Consider the following 16,553-nt stretch of genomic DNA (forward strand, 5'->3'; position numbering starts at 1 on the left):
CCACGCTCGCCGCACTCCGACTGAAATCGGCCCCCTGAGGGTTCGCCGAGGGGTTATCCCCTCGGACGCGTGCCACGGGGCCGGTTTCAGTCCGCACCCGGTCGGCGGGGCCGATCCAGTCGGAGTCCGACCCCACCGCCGCTCCCTCGTCGTTGGATGTCACTGGCCCCACCCGACTGCTGAAAGTGACCCCGTGACGGCCGTCCGAGGGGATATCCCCTCGGACGCGTGCCACGGGGCCGGTTCCAGCAGGGCGGGTCGGCGTCGTCCGGGTCAGGGCCGATCGGTGTCGTCAGAGTTCGACGGCCGATTCCTTGTCGAGCACCACGAACTCGGTCGCCGCGGCCTTCATCTCGGTCAGCCGCCCGTAGTGGATGCCAGTACCCGCGTCGGACAGGATCGCCTGGTGGATCGGCACGGCGACACGGGGCGCCATCGCGCGCAGATAGTCGACCGATTCGCTGAGCTTCATCCACGGCGCCGCCGACGGCAGCGCGAGGACGTCGACCTTCTCGAACGGGATGTAGAAGGAGTCGCCGGGATGCATGAAGCGGCCGGTCCCCGACGATGAGTCCAGGACGTAGGCGACATTGTCGATCACCGGGATCTCCGGATGGATCACCGCGTGCCGTCCCCCGGTGAACCGCGCGGTGATCTCCCCGATCTGCACTCGCGAACCCGGCTGCGCGGCGGTCCACGGTCCGGCGACGTCGTCGCCGTTGAGTTGGGCAGTGGTCTGCGGGTCCGCGTACCGGATCGCATCGGGGTTCGCCGCGACGAGGTCGGGCAGCCGGGCGACGTCACAGTGGTCGGGATGCTGATGCGTGATCAGGATGGCGTCGAGCCCGGTCAGACCCTCGAAGCCGTGGGAGAAGTTGCCGGGATCGAAGAGGATCCGGGCGCCGTCGATCTCCACCAGGACGCACGAGTGACCGAAGTGAGTGATCTGCATGCATCCACTCTGCTACCGCGGCGCGCCCGCGTCACGTAACCGACGGGAAGAATCCCCACCCGCACGCGGCGAACACTGCACGCACCGTGCCGTAGCCCAGCCATACAGCGATCACACCCAATGCGAACCTGCCGGTCAGGGCGGTCCGCAACCGATCCAGGGCCGGTCGGCCGGCGATCAGAGTCCAGATCGCCAGACCCGTGGCCACGACGGCGATCGCCGCGAACACCGGCCCGAACGCGTTGAACCCGAACGACGACGCGATGTCGCCGTGTCCGAGCGCGACCCAGCTGCGGGTCAGGCCGCAGCCCGGGCAGGGCAGCCCGGTGACATGTCGGAACGGGCACAGCACCGGACCGTCGCTCAGCGCCGCGGGACTCACGGCGGTGGCGACGCCGACCGCAGCCAAGCCGGCGACCACGACCGCCGCTGCGGTGCCGCGGGCACCCATGTCCCGGCGGTCGGTCTGCTCTGCAACGGTCACCCGACCAGGGTAGATCGCGATCTGGCGACGGTTGTGCATATGCACGTGACAAGGTTCTTACCGAGTAGTAAGGTTTGGACTTACCAACGAGTAAGATCGGTCGCCGATCGAACCGTGACCGAGCCATCCGTCCGAGGCATCCGCCCGAGAAACAGCTGGTGATCATGACTACACACACCGAACCGCGCGACACCTCCGCCGTCGGTAAGACCTCGCATCCCCGCAACTTCATCGGCACCGCCATGCGCGTGCTGACCACGGTGACCGGCTCCGAGTTCGCCGAGAAGTACAAGCTTCGCGAGCCGCTCAACCGGATCGCCTACCAGGGCACCAAGACCGGCTTCCAGACCCTCGGCGCGGCCAACCGCGCGTTCCGCAAAGCCCAGGGCGGCTCGGGTCAGGCGAAGCGTCTGACCACCGCACCCAAGGACTACTTCAACCTCGCCCCCGACGACGAGCAGCAGATGATCACCGACACGGTGAAGGAGTTCGCCGTCGAGATCCTGCGCCCGGCGGCCCACGAGGCCGACCACAACGCCGCGGCACCGAAGGAGATCCGGGAGCGGTCCGCCGAACTCGGCATCACGATGATCAACGTGCCCGAGGAGTTCGACGGCGCCGCGTCCGAGCGCGGCGTCGTCACCAACGCGCTGGTCGCCGAGGCGATGGCCTACGGCGACATGGGTCTCGCGCTGCCGCTGCTGGCGCCCAGCGGCGTCGCCACCACGCTGACCAACTACGGCACCGACGAACAGCAGCGCACCTACCTGCCCGATTTCGCCGGCGAGGACGTCCCGCAGTCGGCGGTGGTGATCGCCGAGCCGAAGCCGCTGTTCGACGCATTCGATCTGGCCACCAGGGCTACCCGGGTGCCCAGCGGCTACCGCCTCAACGGTGTGAAATCCTTCGTGCCCGCCGCGGGTTCGGCCGAGCTGTTCATCGTCGGCGCCCAGCTCGACGGACACCCCGCACTGTTCATCGTCGAGTCCGACACCAAGGGCCTCATCGTCGAGGCCGATCCCGGCATGGGAGTGCGCGCGGCCGGTATGGGCCGTCTGCTGCTGCACGATGTCGCGGTGCCCGCCTCCGCGCTGCTCGGCGGCGCCGAGGACGACGCGGCGTTGGCGGCCTACCGCGACGTCGTGCGCCTGTCTCGGCTGGGCTGGTCGGCGCTGGCCGCCGGAACCGGCCGGGCGGTGCTCGACTATGTGGTCCCCTACGTCAACGAACGCGAGGCGTTCGGCGAGCCGATCTCGAACCGGCAGGCGGTCGCGTTCATGGTCGCGGGCATCGCCACCGAACTCGACTCGATCCGCCTGGTGACCCTGCGGGGTGCGGCGCGGGCGGAGCAGGGTCTGTCGTTCGCCCGCGAGGCGGCGCTGGCCCGCAAGCTGACCATCGACAAGGGCCTGCAGATCGGCCTCGACGGTGTGCAACTGCTCGGTGGCCACGGATTCACCAAGGAACATCCGGTGGAGCGGTGGTATCGCGACCTGCGCGGCGCCGGCATCGGCGAAGGCATCGTCGTCCTCTAGGGGACCGGGACTGCTGAGGAAGAACTGACATGACCATCAATCTCGAACTGCCGAAGAAACTGAACGCCACCATCGATCAGGCCCATCAGGCGGCTGCGGAGATCTTCCGGCCGATCTCGCGCAAGTACGACCTGCGTGAGCACGACTACCCGGTCGAACTCGACACCCTGGCGAGCCTGTACGACGGGCTGTCCGAGGCCGGGCAGGCCGGCGCCGGCGCCGACGGTGGCCGCAGCCAGAAGAAGTCGAGCCGGCCACGCCCCGAGGGTGCGGTGGTCAACGGCGGCAACATGCAGTCGGTTATCAACACCATGGAGACCTCCTGGGGCGACGTCGGCCTCATGCTGACGATCCCCTACCAGGGCCTGGGCAATGCCGCGATTGCCGCGGTCGCCACCGACAAGCAGTTGCAGCGGTTCGGCAAGGTGTGGGCGGCTATGGCCATCACCGAGCCCGGCTTCGGATCGGACTCGGCGGCGGTGTCGACGACGGCGACCCGCGACGGCGACGAGTACGTCATCAACGGCGAGAAGATCTTCGTCACCGCCGGGTCGCGGGCCACCCACATCGTGGTGTGGGCGACCGTCGACAAGAGCCTCGGCCGCGCGGCGATCAAGAGCTTCGTGGTGCCGCGAGAACATCCGGGCGTCGAGGTGGTGCGACTCGAGCACAAGCTGGGTATCCGGGTGTCCGACACCGCGGTGATCCGCTTCGACAACTGCCGCATCCCCGCCGACAACCTGCTCGGCTCTCCGGAGGTGGACACCAAGAAGGGCTTCGGCGGTGTCATGCAGACCTTCGACAACACCCGGCCGATGGTCGCCGGGATGGCCGTGGGCGTGGCGCGCGCCGCGCTCGAGGAACTACGGCGCATCCTCGACGACGCCGGCATCGAGATCGACTACGACCGCCCAGCCGCCGACCAGCATGCCGCCGCCGCAGAATTCATCCGCATGGAGGCCGATTTCGAGGCCGCCTATCTGCACACGATGCGGGCCGCGTGGATGGCCGACAACTCGCAGCCGAACTCCACCGAGGCGTCGATGTCGAAGGCGAAGGCCGGCCGCACGGTCACCGACATCACCAATAAGGTGGTGGAACTGACCGGGACACTGGGCTACTCGGAGCGATTGCTGGTCGAGAAGTGGGCGCGCGATTCGAAGATCCTCGACATCTTCGAGGGCACCCAGCAGATCCAGAACCTCATCATCGCACGCCGTGTGCTCGACAAGAGCAGTGCCGAGCTGAAGTGAACCTTAGGCTCAGCGGGCGATGACCGCGGTGTCCGCCGGCACCAGCAGCAGCGGCGTGTGGCGTTCGCCGATGAGCCGGTGCGACACCGACTGACCCATGACGGTGTCGATGAAACTCATCAGCCCCCCGCGCGGGCTGCCGATCACCACCGCGATCGCGGAATAGGTGTCGGCGACCAGCGAGAGCAGGTGCGCCGGGTCGCCGCGTCCGCCGTGATAGGTCCACGACGCCGCCAGACCGTCGAGCAGGGCGCGGGCCTCGGCGGCCTCGCCGGTGACCGTGGCGAGCATCTGCTCGCCCCAGTCGGGCGCGTCGGGGTCGATCGGCATGTCGTCGAGGTCGACGATGTGCACCACGTGGATGTGCGCGGTCAACCGGTGCGCGAGGTCCACGGCGTAGCGCAACGCGACCGTGCTGGCCGGTCGCCGATCCCAGCCGACGACGAGGCAGGTCGTGGGTTCGGCACGCTGCGGTGGGCCGGGGACCATCCGGCGCAGCGGTCCCCCGGGTTGCGAGATCGGTGGTTGTCTCCTCGGCCCGTCGCTCATCCCAGCACCTTTCGTCCCACTACCACTCTGCCCGTCGTCAGGCCGCCCACGCCACGACCAGCCCCGCCGCCGCACCGGCGACACCGCAGAGCACGGATGCGACCGCGTAGGTCAGGGCGACGACGGTTTGTCGTCCCTCGGCCAGTCGCACGGTCTCGAAACTCGCGGTGGAGAACGTCGTGTAGCCCCCGCAGAATCCGGTACCCGCGATCGTCGTCAGAGCACTCGGCGACGTATGGAACAGGACTGCGCCGGTGAGCACGCCGAGCAGGAACGATCCCGTCACGTTGATGACGAACGTCGCCCACGGGAAGGTTGTCGACCACCGACTCTTGACCGCACCGTCGACGACGAAACGTGCCACCGCACCGAGCGCGCCGGCCAGCATCATCGTCAGGACCGTCACGCGACCTCACCCACCCGCCGCAACGCCCGGCCGGCCACGGCGATCCCCAACCATGCGGCGATCAGGCCGCCGACGACGGTCACCAGTGCGTACGCGATCCCGAGCCCGATCGCGTCGGCGCGACCGAGGAGTGACACCTCGAGTGCGAAGGTGCTGTAGGTGGTGAAGGCCCCGCACATGCCGGTGCCGGCCAGCAGGCGTATCCGCTGGCGCCAGCCGTCGTCGGTACCAGAGAGCGCGAGGGATTCCAGGAGCGCGCCGAGGAGGAACGCGCCGGTCAGGTTGACTGCGAAGGTCGCCCACGGCCAGGTGCCGTCGGGGGTCGGCCAGAGCTCCTCCAGCCCGTATCGCAGCCCGGTACCGACCATGCCACCGACGAAGACCCATACCAGCGCCATCGGCCGCAGATGCAGCGGGAGAGGCGGGGTGTCCGGATCGAGTGGCAGCTCGGCATGTTCGTCATCCGGAGACAACCGTTCAGAGAATCGGTCAGCGGCCATGCCTCAATCCCATCCTGCGGTCGTAAGAGCCAGGAACAGGAACTATCAGCCGATGTCGGCGGTTCGGGCGACCACGTCGGTGACGCTCACCCCGGCGAGATCCATCACCGCGGGCCTTTCTGGAGGGCCAGCATATCGTGATCGAGGTGCTCGGGGCCCCATGAGCCCGCTGTGCATCCGGTCACCTCCGGAGTCCGCCACCGCCGGATCACTCCACGGGCACTCCCCCGCTCGCCGTCCGAGGAGTCAGTCGATCCGCACGCCGGTCGCAACGTCGAACAGGTGCACCCGTGCGGGATCGGGCTCCAGGCGCAGGTGATCGCCCTTGGCGGTGGTCCCCCGCGCCGGTCCGCGCACGACGACGGACCGAGGGGCGCCGTCCACCTCGGCCACACCGTGAACGTAGCTGTCGGATCCGAGCTTCTCGACCAGCGTCACCGTCACGGCGAGTCCGTCGGGTTCGTCGGTGATCTGCCAGTCCTCGGGTCGGACTCCGACCGTGACCGGGCCGCGGGCCGTCGTTCGCACCGCCATGATGTGTCCACCGATCCTGACTCCGCCCTCGGCGGCGACCCCCGGGAGGAAGGTCATCTGCGGGGAACCGATGAAGCCCGCCACGAACTCGTTGGCGGGCCGGTCGTAGAGCGCGAGCGGGCTGTCGACCTGTTGGAGCACACCGTCGCGCATCACTGCGACGCGTGCGCCGAGCGTCATGGCCTCCACCTGGTCATGGGTGACGTAGACCGTGGTCACACCCAACTCGGCCTGCAATGCGGCGATGTCGGTGCGCGTGCGTACTCGCATCTTCGCGTCGAGGTTGGACAGCGGCTCGTCCATGCAGAAGACCTGAGGGGACCGCACGATCGCCCGTCCCATGGCGACACGCTGCCGTTGACCACCCGAGAGCGCCTTCGGTTTCCGGTCGAGATACGCGGTGAGATCGAGCATCTCGGCTGCGCGGGCCACCCGGTCGCGCCTCTCCGCCTTGCTCACCCCGGCCAACTTGAGGGCGAAGGCCATGTTGTCGGCGACCGTCATGTGCGGATACAGAGCGTAGTTCTGGAAGACCATAGCGATGTCACGGTCCTTGGGCGGTGTCTTGGTGACGTCGTGATCGCCGATGAGGATGCGCCCCTCGTCGTTGCGCTCCAGACCCGCGAGCATCCGCAGGGTGGTCGACTTGCCGCAGCCGGAAGGCCCGACGAGGACCAGGAGTTCGCCGTCGGCGATCTCCAGGTCGAGGCCGGCGACCGCGGGTCGATCAGAACCGGGGTAGCTGCGGCGGACTTGTTCGAAGGTCACAGTGGCCATTGGTTTCTCCAAAGGGTTTGATGCCGGCGGTTTCAGGCGGACGCACGGCGAACGAGGTCGGGGGCGAAGACAACTCGGCGGGGCGCTGTCGATCCGGCGTCGAGCTGACCGAGCAGCAGGGCAACGGCTTCGGCTGCCATGTCCGACAGCGGACTACGCAAGGTGGTGAGGGGCGGGTCGGTGCGTTCGGCGACGCCGAGGTCGTCGGCGCCGGTGATCGCGACGTCATCGGGAACATGACGGTCCGCCGCGGCCAGCACGCGCAGGGCGCCGACCGCCATCAGGTCGGAGGCGATCACGATTCCGTCCAGATCGGGGTGTTTGTCCAGCAACTGCCGGCAGGCAAGGGCACCACCTTCCTCGGTGAAGTCGCCGTAGGCCACCGCGTCGGTGGGTCGGCCCTCGGACTGCATCGCCTGTTTCCAACCCAACAGGCGGTCGACGCCGACGGTCATGTCCTCTGGCCCGGCGATGGTGGCGATCCTTTGACAGCCGCGATCGAGGAGGACTTGTGCGGCTTTGAGGCCACCCGAGATGTTGTCGGTGTCGACCCAGGACAGCCGGTCGGTGTTACACCAGGGTCGACCGATGAACGCGCTCGGCAGGCCCAGGGTGGCGAGGTGATCGGGCAGACTGTCCCCCCGATGGTGCGACACCACGATGGCACCGTCGACCTGCCGGTTGCGCAGAAAACGCAGCATCCGCGCTTCTTGGTCGTCACCACTTCCGGCGAGGAGTAGCACGACCTGATAGTCGTGGTCGGACAGCTCGCGGGTGACGATGTGCACCGTGCGCGCGAAGAACGGGTCGGAGAAGACACGCTCGTCGGGTTCGGGTACCACCAACGCGATCGATTGTGTCCTGCGCGTGACCAGCGATCGCGCAGCCTGATTGGGCGTGTAGCCGAGCCGGTGGACGGCCTCGTCGACGGCCTTCTGTGCGCGCGGACTGACCCGGCTGCCGCCGTTGACTGCGCGCGAAGCCGTCGCGCGGCTGACGCCGGCCAACCGGGCGACCGCGTCGAGCGTCGGTGAGGTGTCGCCGGAATCCGAGCCGGTCATGAGTCATCACCCCCGATCGCGGGTAGACCGTTCGCCGCTGCGACGCCGGCGTACCAGAGCGCGCTGTCCTTGGGAGTGCGGGTCTGGGTGGCGTAGTCGACGTGGACGATGCCGAATCTCTGCGTATAGCCGTAGCCCCACTCGAAGTTGTCCATCAGCGACCACACGAAGTAACCGCCGACATCGACGCCCTGTCCGATCGCATCGTGCATCGCCCGGAGGTGCAGATCCAGGTAGTCGGTGCGCGCATCGTCGTGCACGGCGCCGTCGGTCGAGACCACGTCGTGGTAGGCGGCGCCGTTCTCGGTGATGTAGATCGTGGGCACTGTGTAATCGTCCCGCAACCGCACGAGCAGGTCGGTCAGAGCGGAAGGCGTGATCTCCCAACCCATGTCCGTGACGGGGTATCCACGGCGCGGGAAGGTGATCTTGCGTCCATCCGGCTGCGCGGGCGCGAGGGGTCGTGGCGGAAGCAGGACGTCGTCGCCCAGGAGGTCGGTGCGAACGCCGGTCGAGGCACCGTCTCCGTGGTAGAAGTTCACGCCCAGCGCATCGATCGGCTGCGCGATGATGTCGAGGTCGCCGTCGCGCACCCAGTCCTGCCACTGTTTGCCCGCGAAGGTCAGACCTGCGGTGTCGGCCACGACATCCTCGGGATATCTGCCATTGAAGAGCGGATCGAGAAAGACCCTGTTGAAGAACCCGTCGAGTCGTCGGGCCGCATCGACATCATCGGGGTCGGTCGGATCGAACGGCTCCGCGACGGTCAGGTTCAAGGTGATACCCACCTGCTTGCCCGCCTCCGGAGTCGCGCCGCGCCGGCGCAACTCGTCGACGGCGAGGCCGTGACCGAGCAGAAGGTGATGGGCCGCGACCAATCCCGCGACACCCTCCTGCCGGCCGGGAGCATGCTGACCGCTCGTGTAACCGAGGAACGCCGAGCACCACGGCTCGTTGAGTGTCGTCCAGTGGTCCACACGGTCGGCGAGCGAGTCGTACACGCTCAGCGCGTAGTCGACAAATCGGTATGCGGTGTCCCGGTTGGTCCATCCCCCGGTGTCCTCGAGGACCTGCGGTAGATCCCAGTGGTACAACGTGATCCACGGAGCGATCCCTGCATCGAGCAGTTCGTCCGCGAGACGGGCATAGAAGTCGATGCCCTTCTGGTTCTCGACACCGGCGTCGGGACGCACGCGCGGCCAAGCGACCGAGAATCGGTATGCGTTGTGGTTGAGTTCCTTCATCAACGCGACGTCGGCAGGCATCTTGCGGTAGTGGTCGCACGCGACGTCTCCGTTGTCGCCGTTGACGATTGCGCCGGGCACCCGCGTGAAGGTGTCCCAGATCGATGGTGAGCGACCGTCGATGTCGTGGGAGCCCTCGATCTGGTACGACGCGGTTGCCGCGCCCCAGAGGAATCCGTCGGGGAAGTGAAGTGCAGAAGTCATCCTTTTACGGCTCCTTGCATGATGCCGGTCACCAGGTGGCGTCCGGTTGCGATGAACAGGAGGAGAAGCGGCACCGTCGCGAGGATGGTGCCGGCCTGCAGAAGCGCCATGTCGCTGATCCCTTGGCCGGGGGCGATCTTGAGTTGATCCAGCGCGGTCTGCAGGGTCTGGACGTTGGAGCCCTGGAGTACGAGCAACGGCCACATGAAGTCCGTCCACGCCTGCATGAAGGTGAACAGGCCGAGGATCGCCATCGCCGGCCGGGCTGCGGGGACGGCCACCGTCCAGAAGGTGCGGAGCATGGAGCACCCGTCGACGCGGGCGGCGTCGATGAGTTCGTCCGGGATGGCATTGACCAGGTATTGCCGCATGAAGAACACGCCGAACGCGGTCACCAGCCACGGGAGCGCCACCGCGAATCGTGTTCCGGTCAGCCCCAGGTTGCTGAACTCCTTGAGGAGTGGGATCAGTGCGAGCTGCGGCGGGATCGCCATCGTCAGCACCACGAACACCATCAGGGCGTTGCTGCCACGGAAGCTCAACTTGGCGAACGAGTATCCCGCGAGCGTCGAGAACAGCACGACCGAGACGGCCGCCACGCCCGACACGATGATCGAATTGCCCAGCGCCGACCAGAAGTCGATGCGGTCGAAGACCCGGCGTGCGTTGTCGAGGAAGTGTCCCCCCGGAAACAGCGGCAGGGGTGTCTGATTGGCGCGTTGCGAGGTCACCGAGCCGATGACGAACGACCAGTACAACGGGAACACCGAGCCGAGCAGGAACGCGACCAACAGTCCGTATACGAGGAATCCGGGACGACGATTCATGACGAGGACCTCTTCTGGACGGCTCGGGTGACGAAGAAGTTCACCAGGGCGAAGGCGACGATGATGAGGAACAGCAACCACGCCGCCGACGCCGCACGGGGGTACGGGTCGGTTGCGCTGTTCGCGGTGTTGAACACATACATCGCGAGCGTCTGGTACTCGTAGTTCGCACCACCTTGATGCTGCAGATTGGTGTCGAAAAGCCTTGGTTCGGTGAAGATCTGTAGCCCGCCGATCGTCGAGGTCACGATGACGAAGACCATCGTCGTGCGGATCGACGGCAGGGTGACGTGCAGGAATCGCCGGACACTGTTCGCCCCGTCGATCGCCGAGGCCTCGTACAGGTCACGCGGAATCGCCTGCATCGCGGCGAGCAGAATGAGCGCGTTGTAACCGGTCCATCGCCAGTTGATCATCGTGGCGATAGCCGTCCAGCTCGCGAGCCGATCGGCATGCCAGTCAACGGGAGACAACCCGACGCCTTGCAGCACGTCGTTGATCAACCCGGACTTGTCCGCGAAGAGGGACCCGAAGATGAGCGCGGCGGCCGCGGGCGCGACCACGAACGGGATGAGTACGCTCATCCGCCACCAGGAGCGGCCTCGCAGACCGGTGTCGAGCAGCGCGGCGACGATGGTGGCGATGATGATCTGCGGTATCGAGGAGAGCAGGAAGATGCCGATGGTGTTCACGAATGCTTTGTGAAATACCGGGTCGCTCAATACATATCGATAGTTCTCGAAACCCACCGCGTCGCCGTGGGTCGCGCCGAAGCGCGGCCAGGAGAAGAACGAGAGGTACCCCGTGTACAGCATGGGATACAGCCCGATCACGGCAAAGACGAGGAAGAACGGCAGGACGTAGAGATACGGTGACACCGTGCGGTCGAGGAAGGACATACGCTGCCGCAGAGAGCGTTTCGGCGGGGTGGCGCCTCGTCCCGAGGAGGCCGGGACCGAGGTCTCCGGCCTCTTCGCGTCCCCGGCAGGATGCCGGGTTTCGCTGGGGATCAGAGTCATGTCGTCAGTCCATCTTCTGAACGGCCTGGGTGAATGTCTGCCAGGACGCCTCCGGGGACTGCCCCTCGTCGACGCGTTGGATCGCGGTCTGGAAGAGCCCGAGAATGTCGGAGTACTTGTCTCCCTTGTATGGCACACCGGCGGGCACGGCCTGCGCGCGGTCGGCGAGGATCTGCGCGGTCGGGGCGTTGGCGAAGTAGGGGTCGGGCGTGTTGATCTTGCTCAGTTCCTGTTCGGCAGCGAGATTCGCGGGGTAGGCACCGGCACTGTCGAAGGCACTGATCTGCTGCTGCGTGTCGGTGATCCAGTTGGCGAATTCCTTTGCCTCCTTTTGGTGTTGAGACTGCACGGGCACGGCGAGGAATGATCCGCCCCAGTTGCCGCCGCCCCCGGGGAAGACGTTGGCGATGTCCCAGCCCTGCACCGACGGCGCGGATTCCTTGATATAGGCGAACATCCAACCGGGACACGGCATCGTCGCGAAACCGTTGTTCGTGAAGTTCGCGGTCCAGTCATCGCTCCACTGCACCGCACGCGTCGACAGCGCGGGTGAGTACTCCGACACCGTGTCGAACACATGCTTGAGATCGGCGTTCTCGACATCGACCATGTTCTCGCTCGTCTGGAACGGGAACTTGACCTGATTGAGCATGGCCTGCGCGATGGAGCCACTGGAGTCATACCACTTGGTCGCGGGCACCTTCTTGACGAATTGCTGACCGGCGGCGAAATAGCTGTCCCATGATTCGAACATCTTCGCGACCGCTGCCCGATCGGTGGGAAGTCCCGCTTGTCGGAACAGGTCGGCGCGGTAGCAGATCGCTTCGGGACCCGCGTCGGTCGGATAGCCGATCTGCTTCCCGTCGGGAGTCTGCCCCGCGACGTACTTGTAATCCACCCATCGGTTGTCGAGCGAATGGTCGGTGAGATCGGCGAACTGCTCCGAGGCACCGGCGGTGAGGAACTGCGGCATCGCGTCACCCTCGATCGCGACGACATCGGTGAGCCCGGTTCCGGCCTGCATGTTCGAGGTCAGTGTCTGCTTCCAGGTGTCCCACTGCGCGATCTTGGTCTCTTTGACCTTGAAGGGACTCGCCGGGTCCGCGTTCCACTCGGCGATCGCGTCGGAGTATCCGAAGTCGCCGAACGTGGTGATGGTCAACGTGTCGTTCTTCCCGAGCTCGGTCTGCGCGGCGTCTCCACCACCGCCGCACCCGGCCACGAGTGCGGCGACAAAGCCGGCGGCGGCGCCCAGTGCCACCGCCCTGCGCAAGGGGTTGGTTTTTCTCTGCACGTGTTTGCCTTTCCTCGGGATGATTGGGGGCGGTCCCGGTGGCTCCGTTGCCGTGGGTGTGAGAGCGCTTCCACTCTCGCCGCAACTAACACTATGGTGCAGATCACAACGGGGTGTCAACCCCCTGGTTCCTCACGTGACCAGCAATTTGGGAGCGCTTCCATCACGTGCGCACGAATCCGGCAGCCAACCACTGATCGAGGAGGCACCCCGCCGCCCAACCGCTGATCGAGTAGGCACCGAACCCACCGCTGATCGAGTAGGCACCGAACGAAGTGAGGCGCCGTATCGAGATCCACAGATCACCGTGGTCTCGATACGGCGCCTCGCTGCGCTCGGTGCCTACTCGACCGCCGGGGACAATCAGCCGCCGAGTTGCTTCGCCAGCGCGCTCAGCACATCAGGATCCTCGATCGTCGACGGCACGGTGTACTCCTCGTGGTCAGCGATCTGCCGCATCGTCTTTCGCAGGATCTTGCCGGAGCGGGTCTTCGGCAGGGCCGGCACCACGGTGACATCGCGGAAGGTCGCGACCGCACCGATCTCGTCGCGCACCATCTTCACCAACTCGGATCTCAAGGTGTCAGGTTCGATCTCGACGCCGGCCTTGAGGACCACGTAGCCGCTGGGACGCTGACCCTTGAGGTCGTCGTGGATACCGATCACGGCGCATTCCGCCACCGCCGGATGCGACGCGACCACGGCCTCGATACTGCCCGTCGAAAGGCGGTGTCCGGCAACGTTGATCACGTCGTCGGACCGGCCGAGGACGAAGACGTAGCCGTCGGAGTCGACGTAACCGGAGTCGCCGGTGAGGTAGTAACCGTCGAAGGCCGACAGGTAGGACTTGCGGTAGCGCTCCTCGTCGCGCCACAGCCCGGCGAGGGTGCCCGGCGGCAGGGGCAGCTTGATGACGATGTTGCCCTCCTCGCCGGCCGCGACTTGCTTGCCCTCCGCATCGAGCACACCCACCTGGTAGCCGGGCACCGGCACGGTCGGGGAACCGGCCTTGAGCGGCATCGGCTCCAGCCCACGCAGATTCGCCGCGATCGCCCAGCCGGTCTCGGTCTGCCACCAGTGGTCGACCACGGGCACCCCGAGGATGCTGCCCGCCCATTGGAAGGTGTCGGGGTCGAGTCGCTCACCGGCGGCGAACAGCGTCCGGAGCGAGGAGATGTCGTACTTGGCGAGTTCGGCCGCATCCGGGTCCGCCTTGCGGATCGCGCGGATCGCGGTCGGGGCTGTGAACAGGGCGTTGGCCTTGTGGTCGGCGATGACCCGCCAGAACGCCCCGGCATCCGGGGTCCCGACCGGCTTGCCCTCGTACATCACCGTCGTCGCGCCGACCAGCAACGGCCCGTAGACGATGTAGGAGTGGCCGACGACCCAGCCGACGTCCGACGCGGTCCACCACACGTCGCCGGGTTCGATGCCGTAGATGTTGGACATCGACCAGGTCAGGGCCACCGCGTGTCCGCCGTTGTCACGGACGACGCCCTTGGGCTTCCCGGTGGTGCCCGACGTGTAGAGGATGTAGAGCGGGTCGGTGGCCGCGACCGTCGTCGGGTCCGCCGGCTCGGCGCCGGCCATCGCGGCATCCCAGTCCAGCCAGCCTTCGTGATCGGCTGCCGCGCCGGTGATCTCGGAACGGTCCTTGACGATGACGGTGGACGGCGGGGTCTCGGACAGCTCGATCGCCTTGGCGACCATGGGCAGGTACTCGACGGTGCGCCCCGGCTCGAGGCCACCGGAGGCGGTGACGATGGCGACCGGTTCCGCGTCGTCGATGCGGGTGGCGAGCTCGGGCGCGGCGAATCCCCCGAAGACCACCGAGTGCACGGCCCCGATGCGGGCGCACGCCAGCATGGCAATAGCGGCCTCGGGGATCATCGGCATGTAGACGACCACCCGGTCGCCCTTGGTGATGCCGCGGGCTGCGAGCACACCGGCGAAGCGGGAGACCTCGTCGAGCAACTGCGCGTAGGTGTAGGTCCGGGTCGTCCCTACCATCGCCGAGTCCCAGATCAGGGCGTCGCGGTCACCGTTGCCGGCCGCGACGTGGCGGTCGAGGGCGTTGGCCGAGGTGTTGAGGCTGGCGTCGGGGAACCAGCGGTACATCGGCGCGAGCGTGTCGTCGAGGGCGCAGGTCGGCGGGGTCACCCAGTCGACAGCCTCCGCGGCGGACAGCCAGAAGCCCTCCCGGTCATCCCGTGCCTGTTCGAATGCGTCGCTGTATCGCCCCATTGCCTTCCCTCTCCGCTCGCCGGGCGCGCCTCACCGTCGGGCCGTGCCCTGTTCCGCTTCGAGGGTAACGATGTGACCGTTGCCACGGCGTTGCTTCGTCAGAGAAGCGGTTACCGGTCGGTCGGATGCGCCGAACGGTCGATTCGGGCCCGGCTCAGTCCTCGTAGTTCTCCACCACGTCGGCCGGGCGCACACTGGTGTAGTCGGGATCGAAGCCGGCATTTCGTCGTGCCTGCCGTTGACGCAGCAGATCCCAACACTGGTCAAGGGAGACCTCGATCCGGCTCAGCCGGCTGTTCTCCTCCTGCCGGGAGATCTCGCCGCGGCTCAGCTTGTCGCGCAGGTCGTGCTCCTCGGCGATCAGATCGGTGATGTGCTGGTGGATCGACTTGTCGGTGACCATACCTCCACCGTATCCCGCCCTACGGTCTCCCTCCCTACGGTTCGTCCCCCGGAACTCCGAAGACCCACCGTCTGCTGCAGGTGGAGGACGACCCGGCTTCTGGGGTACGAACCAGCAGAGGGCACCGGGCGGGGCGCCGCGCGTGGCTGTGGATGGTTGTGGTGGGCCGTGGATGGAGTCCGTGGCGTACGCGGGATTCGGGGCACGATCGTCGACATGGACGATCTCGTGACACGCCTCGTACACCGAGCCGACGCCCGCGCAGCCGGGATCACCGACGATGAGCTGCGGCGCGATGTGAAAAACAAAGTAACCGAACGGGTCTGGCGCGGCGTCTACCTGCCCACCGGGACCGGCGCGCCCGACGGGTCGTCGCAGGGCCGCACGGCCCGACTCGACCGGTACCGGGCCACGGTCATCGGAGCCGCACGCCATGGCGGACCCGAACGCACCGCCAGCCACGTCTCCACGGCCGCTATGCAGCGTGTCCCGCTGCTGTGGCCCGATCTGTCGAAGGTGCACTTCACCTCCGCGACGACGGGCAAGAGCACCGGACGCGCGGTGATCCACCAGTCGGCTCTCGAGCCGGACGACATCGTCGTCATCGACGACATTCGGGTGACCTCGCCGGCCCGCACCGTCTACGATGTCGCTCGGACGGGCGATCTCCGGCGGGCAGTATGTGCACTCGACTCCGGACTGCACCTCGGCGCGACGCCCGACGAACTCGCCGCACATGCACAACTGCTGAAGCGACATCGCGGCGTGGCGATGTTGCGGGCGGCCCTACCGCTGGCGAACGGACTATCGGAGAGTGTCGGTGAGTCGCTGAGTCGGCTGGTCCTGGCCGAAAACGAGCTGATTCCCACACCGGAACTGCAGGTGGAGATCGCCGTCGTGCTCGACGGCCGCAAAAAACCGTCCGCTGCGACTACGGGTGGCGCGACGAGGACGGTGTGCTGCGCGTCGTCGGCGAGTTCGACGGAAAGATGAACTACCACCGCTCGAGCCCGTTCGTGGACAAGCTGCCCGAAGATGTCGTCTACGACGAGAAGCTGCGCGAGGACGCGATCAGGGTGACCGGGCCGCACATGGTCCGTTGGACATGGAAGGACTCGACGAACCCATCGGGACTCCACGCGAAGGTCCTCGCCGCCCTGCGCATCGGCGGCCTCATCGCCGTCTGAGGCCGGTTCCTCCCCCGGACGTCGGGTCGTCCGCCACCTGCAGACAGGGGGTCTTCGGACTCCCGGGGGAGGAACCGGCG

Annotated in this window: 17 protein-coding genes and 1 riboswitch; of the genes, 4 read left to right on the forward strand and 13 right to left on the reverse strand. The window is 66.9% G+C overall.

Features of this window, described 5'->3' with window-relative positions; all coding sequences use genetic code 11:
* Window positions 1–292: 292 nt before the first annotated feature.
* Complete coding sequence (locus tag GORHZ_RS15850) at window positions 293–952, reverse strand: MBL fold metallo-hydrolase (protein WP_006334583.1); 660 nt, start codon at window positions 950–952, stop codon at window positions 293–295.
* Between the two features lie 31 nt (window positions 953–983).
* Window positions 984–1,436, reverse strand: a complete 453-nt coding sequence (locus GORHZ_RS15855) for a DUF2752 domain-containing protein (RefSeq protein ID WP_040532265.1) — start codon at window positions 1,434–1,436, stop codon at window positions 984–986.
* Window positions 1,437–1,600: 164 nt separating this feature from the next.
* On the opposite strand from GORHZ_RS15855, the gene GORHZ_RS15860 reads away from it, so the two are divergent.
* Both GORHZ_RS15860 and GORHZ_RS15865 read left to right on the forward strand, forming a co-directional pair.
* On the forward strand, window positions 1,601–2,971 hold the full coding sequence (locus GORHZ_RS15860; RefSeq protein WP_006334585.1) for an acyl-CoA dehydrogenase family protein: 1,371 nt from the start codon (window positions 1,601–1,603) through the stop codon (window positions 2,969–2,971).
* Between the two features lie 29 nt (window positions 2,972–3,000).
* The gene (locus GORHZ_RS15865) at window positions 3,001–4,224 is read left to right on the forward strand and encodes an acyl-CoA dehydrogenase family protein (RefSeq protein ID WP_006334586.1); all 1,224 of its coding nucleotides are present in this window, start codon (window positions 3,001–3,003) and stop codon (window positions 4,222–4,224) included.
* A 9-nt stretch (window positions 4,225–4,233) separates the two neighbouring features.
* Here the strand turns inward: GORHZ_RS15865 and GORHZ_RS15870 are convergent, their stop codons facing one another.
* From GORHZ_RS15870 to GORHZ_RS15920, 11 genes are all read right to left on the reverse strand, one after another.
* Window positions 4,234–4,713 carry a universal stress protein gene (locus tag GORHZ_RS15870; protein ID WP_040532260.1) on the reverse strand — a complete coding sequence of 160 codons (480 nt, stop codon included), beginning with the start codon at window positions 4,711–4,713 and terminating at the stop codon, window positions 4,234–4,236.
* Between the two features lie 97 nt (window positions 4,714–4,810).
* Window positions 4,811–5,179 (reverse strand): fluoride efflux transporter FluC, encoded by a 369-nt coding sequence (locus GORHZ_RS15875; protein WP_006334588.1) that lies wholly within the window; start codon window positions 5,177–5,179, stop codon window positions 4,811–4,813.
* Entirely contained in the window at window positions 5,176–5,679 is a 504-nt protein-coding gene (gene crcB, locus GORHZ_RS15880; protein WP_006334589.1) for a fluoride efflux transporter CrcB, read from the reverse strand. Before crcB ends, GORHZ_RS15875 begins: the two co-directional genes overlap by 4 nt.
* A gap of 29 nt (window positions 5,680–5,708) precedes the next feature.
* A riboswitch (Fluoride riboswitch) is annotated at window positions 5,709–5,797 on the reverse strand.
* Window positions 5,798–5,925: 128 nt separating this feature from the next.
* Window positions 5,926–6,990, reverse strand: a complete 1,065-nt coding sequence (locus GORHZ_RS15885) for an ABC transporter ATP-binding protein (RefSeq protein ID WP_006334590.1) — start codon at window positions 6,988–6,990, stop codon at window positions 5,926–5,928.
* A gap of 32 nt (window positions 6,991–7,022) precedes the next feature.
* The gene (locus GORHZ_RS15890) at window positions 7,023–8,051 is read right to left on the reverse strand and encodes a LacI family DNA-binding transcriptional regulator (protein WP_006334591.1); all 1,029 of its coding nucleotides are present in this window, start codon (window positions 8,049–8,051) and stop codon (window positions 7,023–7,025) included.
* The gene (locus GORHZ_RS15895; protein ID WP_006334592.1) at window positions 8,048–9,499 is read right to left on the reverse strand and encodes a GH1 family beta-glucosidase; all 1,452 of its coding nucleotides are present in this window, start codon (window positions 9,497–9,499) and stop codon (window positions 8,048–8,050) included. The genes GORHZ_RS15890 and GORHZ_RS15895 overlap by 4 nt, the downstream gene beginning before the upstream one ends.
* On the reverse strand, window positions 9,496–10,326 hold the full coding sequence (locus tag GORHZ_RS15900) for a carbohydrate ABC transporter permease (protein WP_006334593.1): 831 nt from the start codon (window positions 10,324–10,326) through the stop codon (window positions 9,496–9,498). The genes GORHZ_RS15895 and GORHZ_RS15900 overlap by 4 nt, the downstream gene beginning before the upstream one ends.
* Window positions 10,323–11,345 (reverse strand): carbohydrate ABC transporter permease, encoded by a 1,023-nt coding sequence (locus GORHZ_RS15905; RefSeq protein ID WP_006334594.1) that lies wholly within the window; start codon window positions 11,343–11,345, stop codon window positions 10,323–10,325. Before GORHZ_RS15905 ends, GORHZ_RS15900 begins: the two co-directional genes overlap by 4 nt.
* A gap of 4 nt (window positions 11,346–11,349) precedes the next feature.
* Complete coding sequence (locus GORHZ_RS15910; RefSeq protein ID WP_006334595.1) at window positions 11,350–12,639, reverse strand: ABC transporter substrate-binding protein; 1,290 nt, start codon at window positions 12,637–12,639, stop codon at window positions 11,350–11,352.
* Window positions 12,640–13,002: 363 nt separating this feature from the next.
* Window positions 13,003–14,883 (reverse strand): propionyl-CoA synthetase, encoded by a 1,881-nt coding sequence (locus GORHZ_RS15915; protein ID WP_006334596.1) that lies wholly within the window; start codon window positions 14,881–14,883, stop codon window positions 13,003–13,005.
* 154 nt (window positions 14,884–15,037) lie between these two features.
* Window positions 15,038–15,286: a DUF2630 family protein gene (locus GORHZ_RS15920; protein WP_006334597.1), complete on the reverse strand. Its 249-nt coding sequence runs from the start codon at window positions 15,284–15,286 to the stop codon at window positions 15,038–15,040.
* A 216-nt stretch (window positions 15,287–15,502) separates the two neighbouring features.
* Here GORHZ_RS15920 and GORHZ_RS31690 point away from each other — a divergent pair, with 216 nt between their 5' ends.
* Window positions 15,503–16,279, forward strand: a complete 777-nt coding sequence (locus GORHZ_RS31690) for a hypothetical protein (RefSeq protein ID WP_245551440.1) — start codon at window positions 15,503–15,505, stop codon at window positions 16,277–16,279.
* Window positions 16,243–16,473: a hypothetical protein gene (locus GORHZ_RS31695; RefSeq protein ID WP_006334599.1), complete on the forward strand. Its 231-nt coding sequence runs from the start codon at window positions 16,243–16,245 to the stop codon at window positions 16,471–16,473. Before GORHZ_RS31690 ends, GORHZ_RS31695 begins: the two co-directional genes overlap by 37 nt.
* Window positions 16,474–16,553: the final 80 nt, after the last annotated feature.

The organism is Gordonia rhizosphera NBRC 16068, from assembly GCF_000298195.1.
GTDB lineage: Bacteria > Actinomycetota > Actinomycetes > Mycobacteriales > Mycobacteriaceae > Gordonia > Gordonia rhizosphera.

Coding starts and splice junctions, on each gene's coding strand:
- GORHZ_RS15885 (WP_006334590.1), bottom strand. CDS start 6,990: ATGGCCACTGTGACCTTCGAACAAGTCCGCCGCAGCTACCCCGGTTCT.
- crcB (WP_006334589.1), bottom strand. CDS start 5,679: ATGGCCGCTGACCGATTCTCTGAACGGTTGTCTCCGGATGACGAACAT.
- GORHZ_RS15870 (WP_040532260.1), bottom strand. CDS start 4,713: ATGGTCCCCGGCCCACCGCAGCGTGCCGAACCCACGACCTGCCTCGTC.
- GORHZ_RS15895 (WP_006334592.1), bottom strand. CDS start 9,499: ATGACTTCTGCACTTCACTTCCCCGACGGATTCCTCTGGGGCGCGGCA.
- GORHZ_RS15900 (WP_006334593.1), bottom strand. CDS start 10,326: ATGAATCGTCGTCCCGGATTCCTCGTATACGGACTGTTGGTCGCGTTC.
- GORHZ_RS15905 (WP_006334594.1), bottom strand. CDS start 11,345: ATGACTCTGATCCCCAGCGAAACCCGGCATCCTGCCGGGGACGCGAAG.
- GORHZ_RS15850 (WP_006334583.1), bottom strand. CDS start 952: ATGCAGATCACTCACTTCGGTCACTCGTGCGTCCTGGTGGAGATCGAC.
- GORHZ_RS15865 (WP_006334586.1), top strand. CDS start 3,001: ATGACCATCAATCTCGAACTGCCGAAGAAACTGAACGCCACCATCGAT.
- GORHZ_RS15915 (WP_006334596.1), bottom strand. CDS start 14,883: ATGGGGCGATACAGCGACGCATTCGAACAGGCACGGGATGACCGGGAG.
- GORHZ_RS31690 (WP_245551440.1), top strand. CDS start 15,503: ATGGACGATCTCGTGACACGCCTCGTACACCGAGCCGACGCCCGCGCA.
- GORHZ_RS15890 (WP_006334591.1), bottom strand. CDS start 8,051: ATGACCGGCTCGGATTCCGGCGACACCTCACCGACGCTCGACGCGGTC.
- GORHZ_RS15860 (WP_006334585.1), top strand. CDS start 1,601: ATGACTACACACACCGAACCGCGCGACACCTCCGCCGTCGGTAAGACC.
- GORHZ_RS15920 (WP_006334597.1), bottom strand. CDS start 15,286: ATGGTCACCGACAAGTCGATCCACCAGCACATCACCGATCTGATCGCC.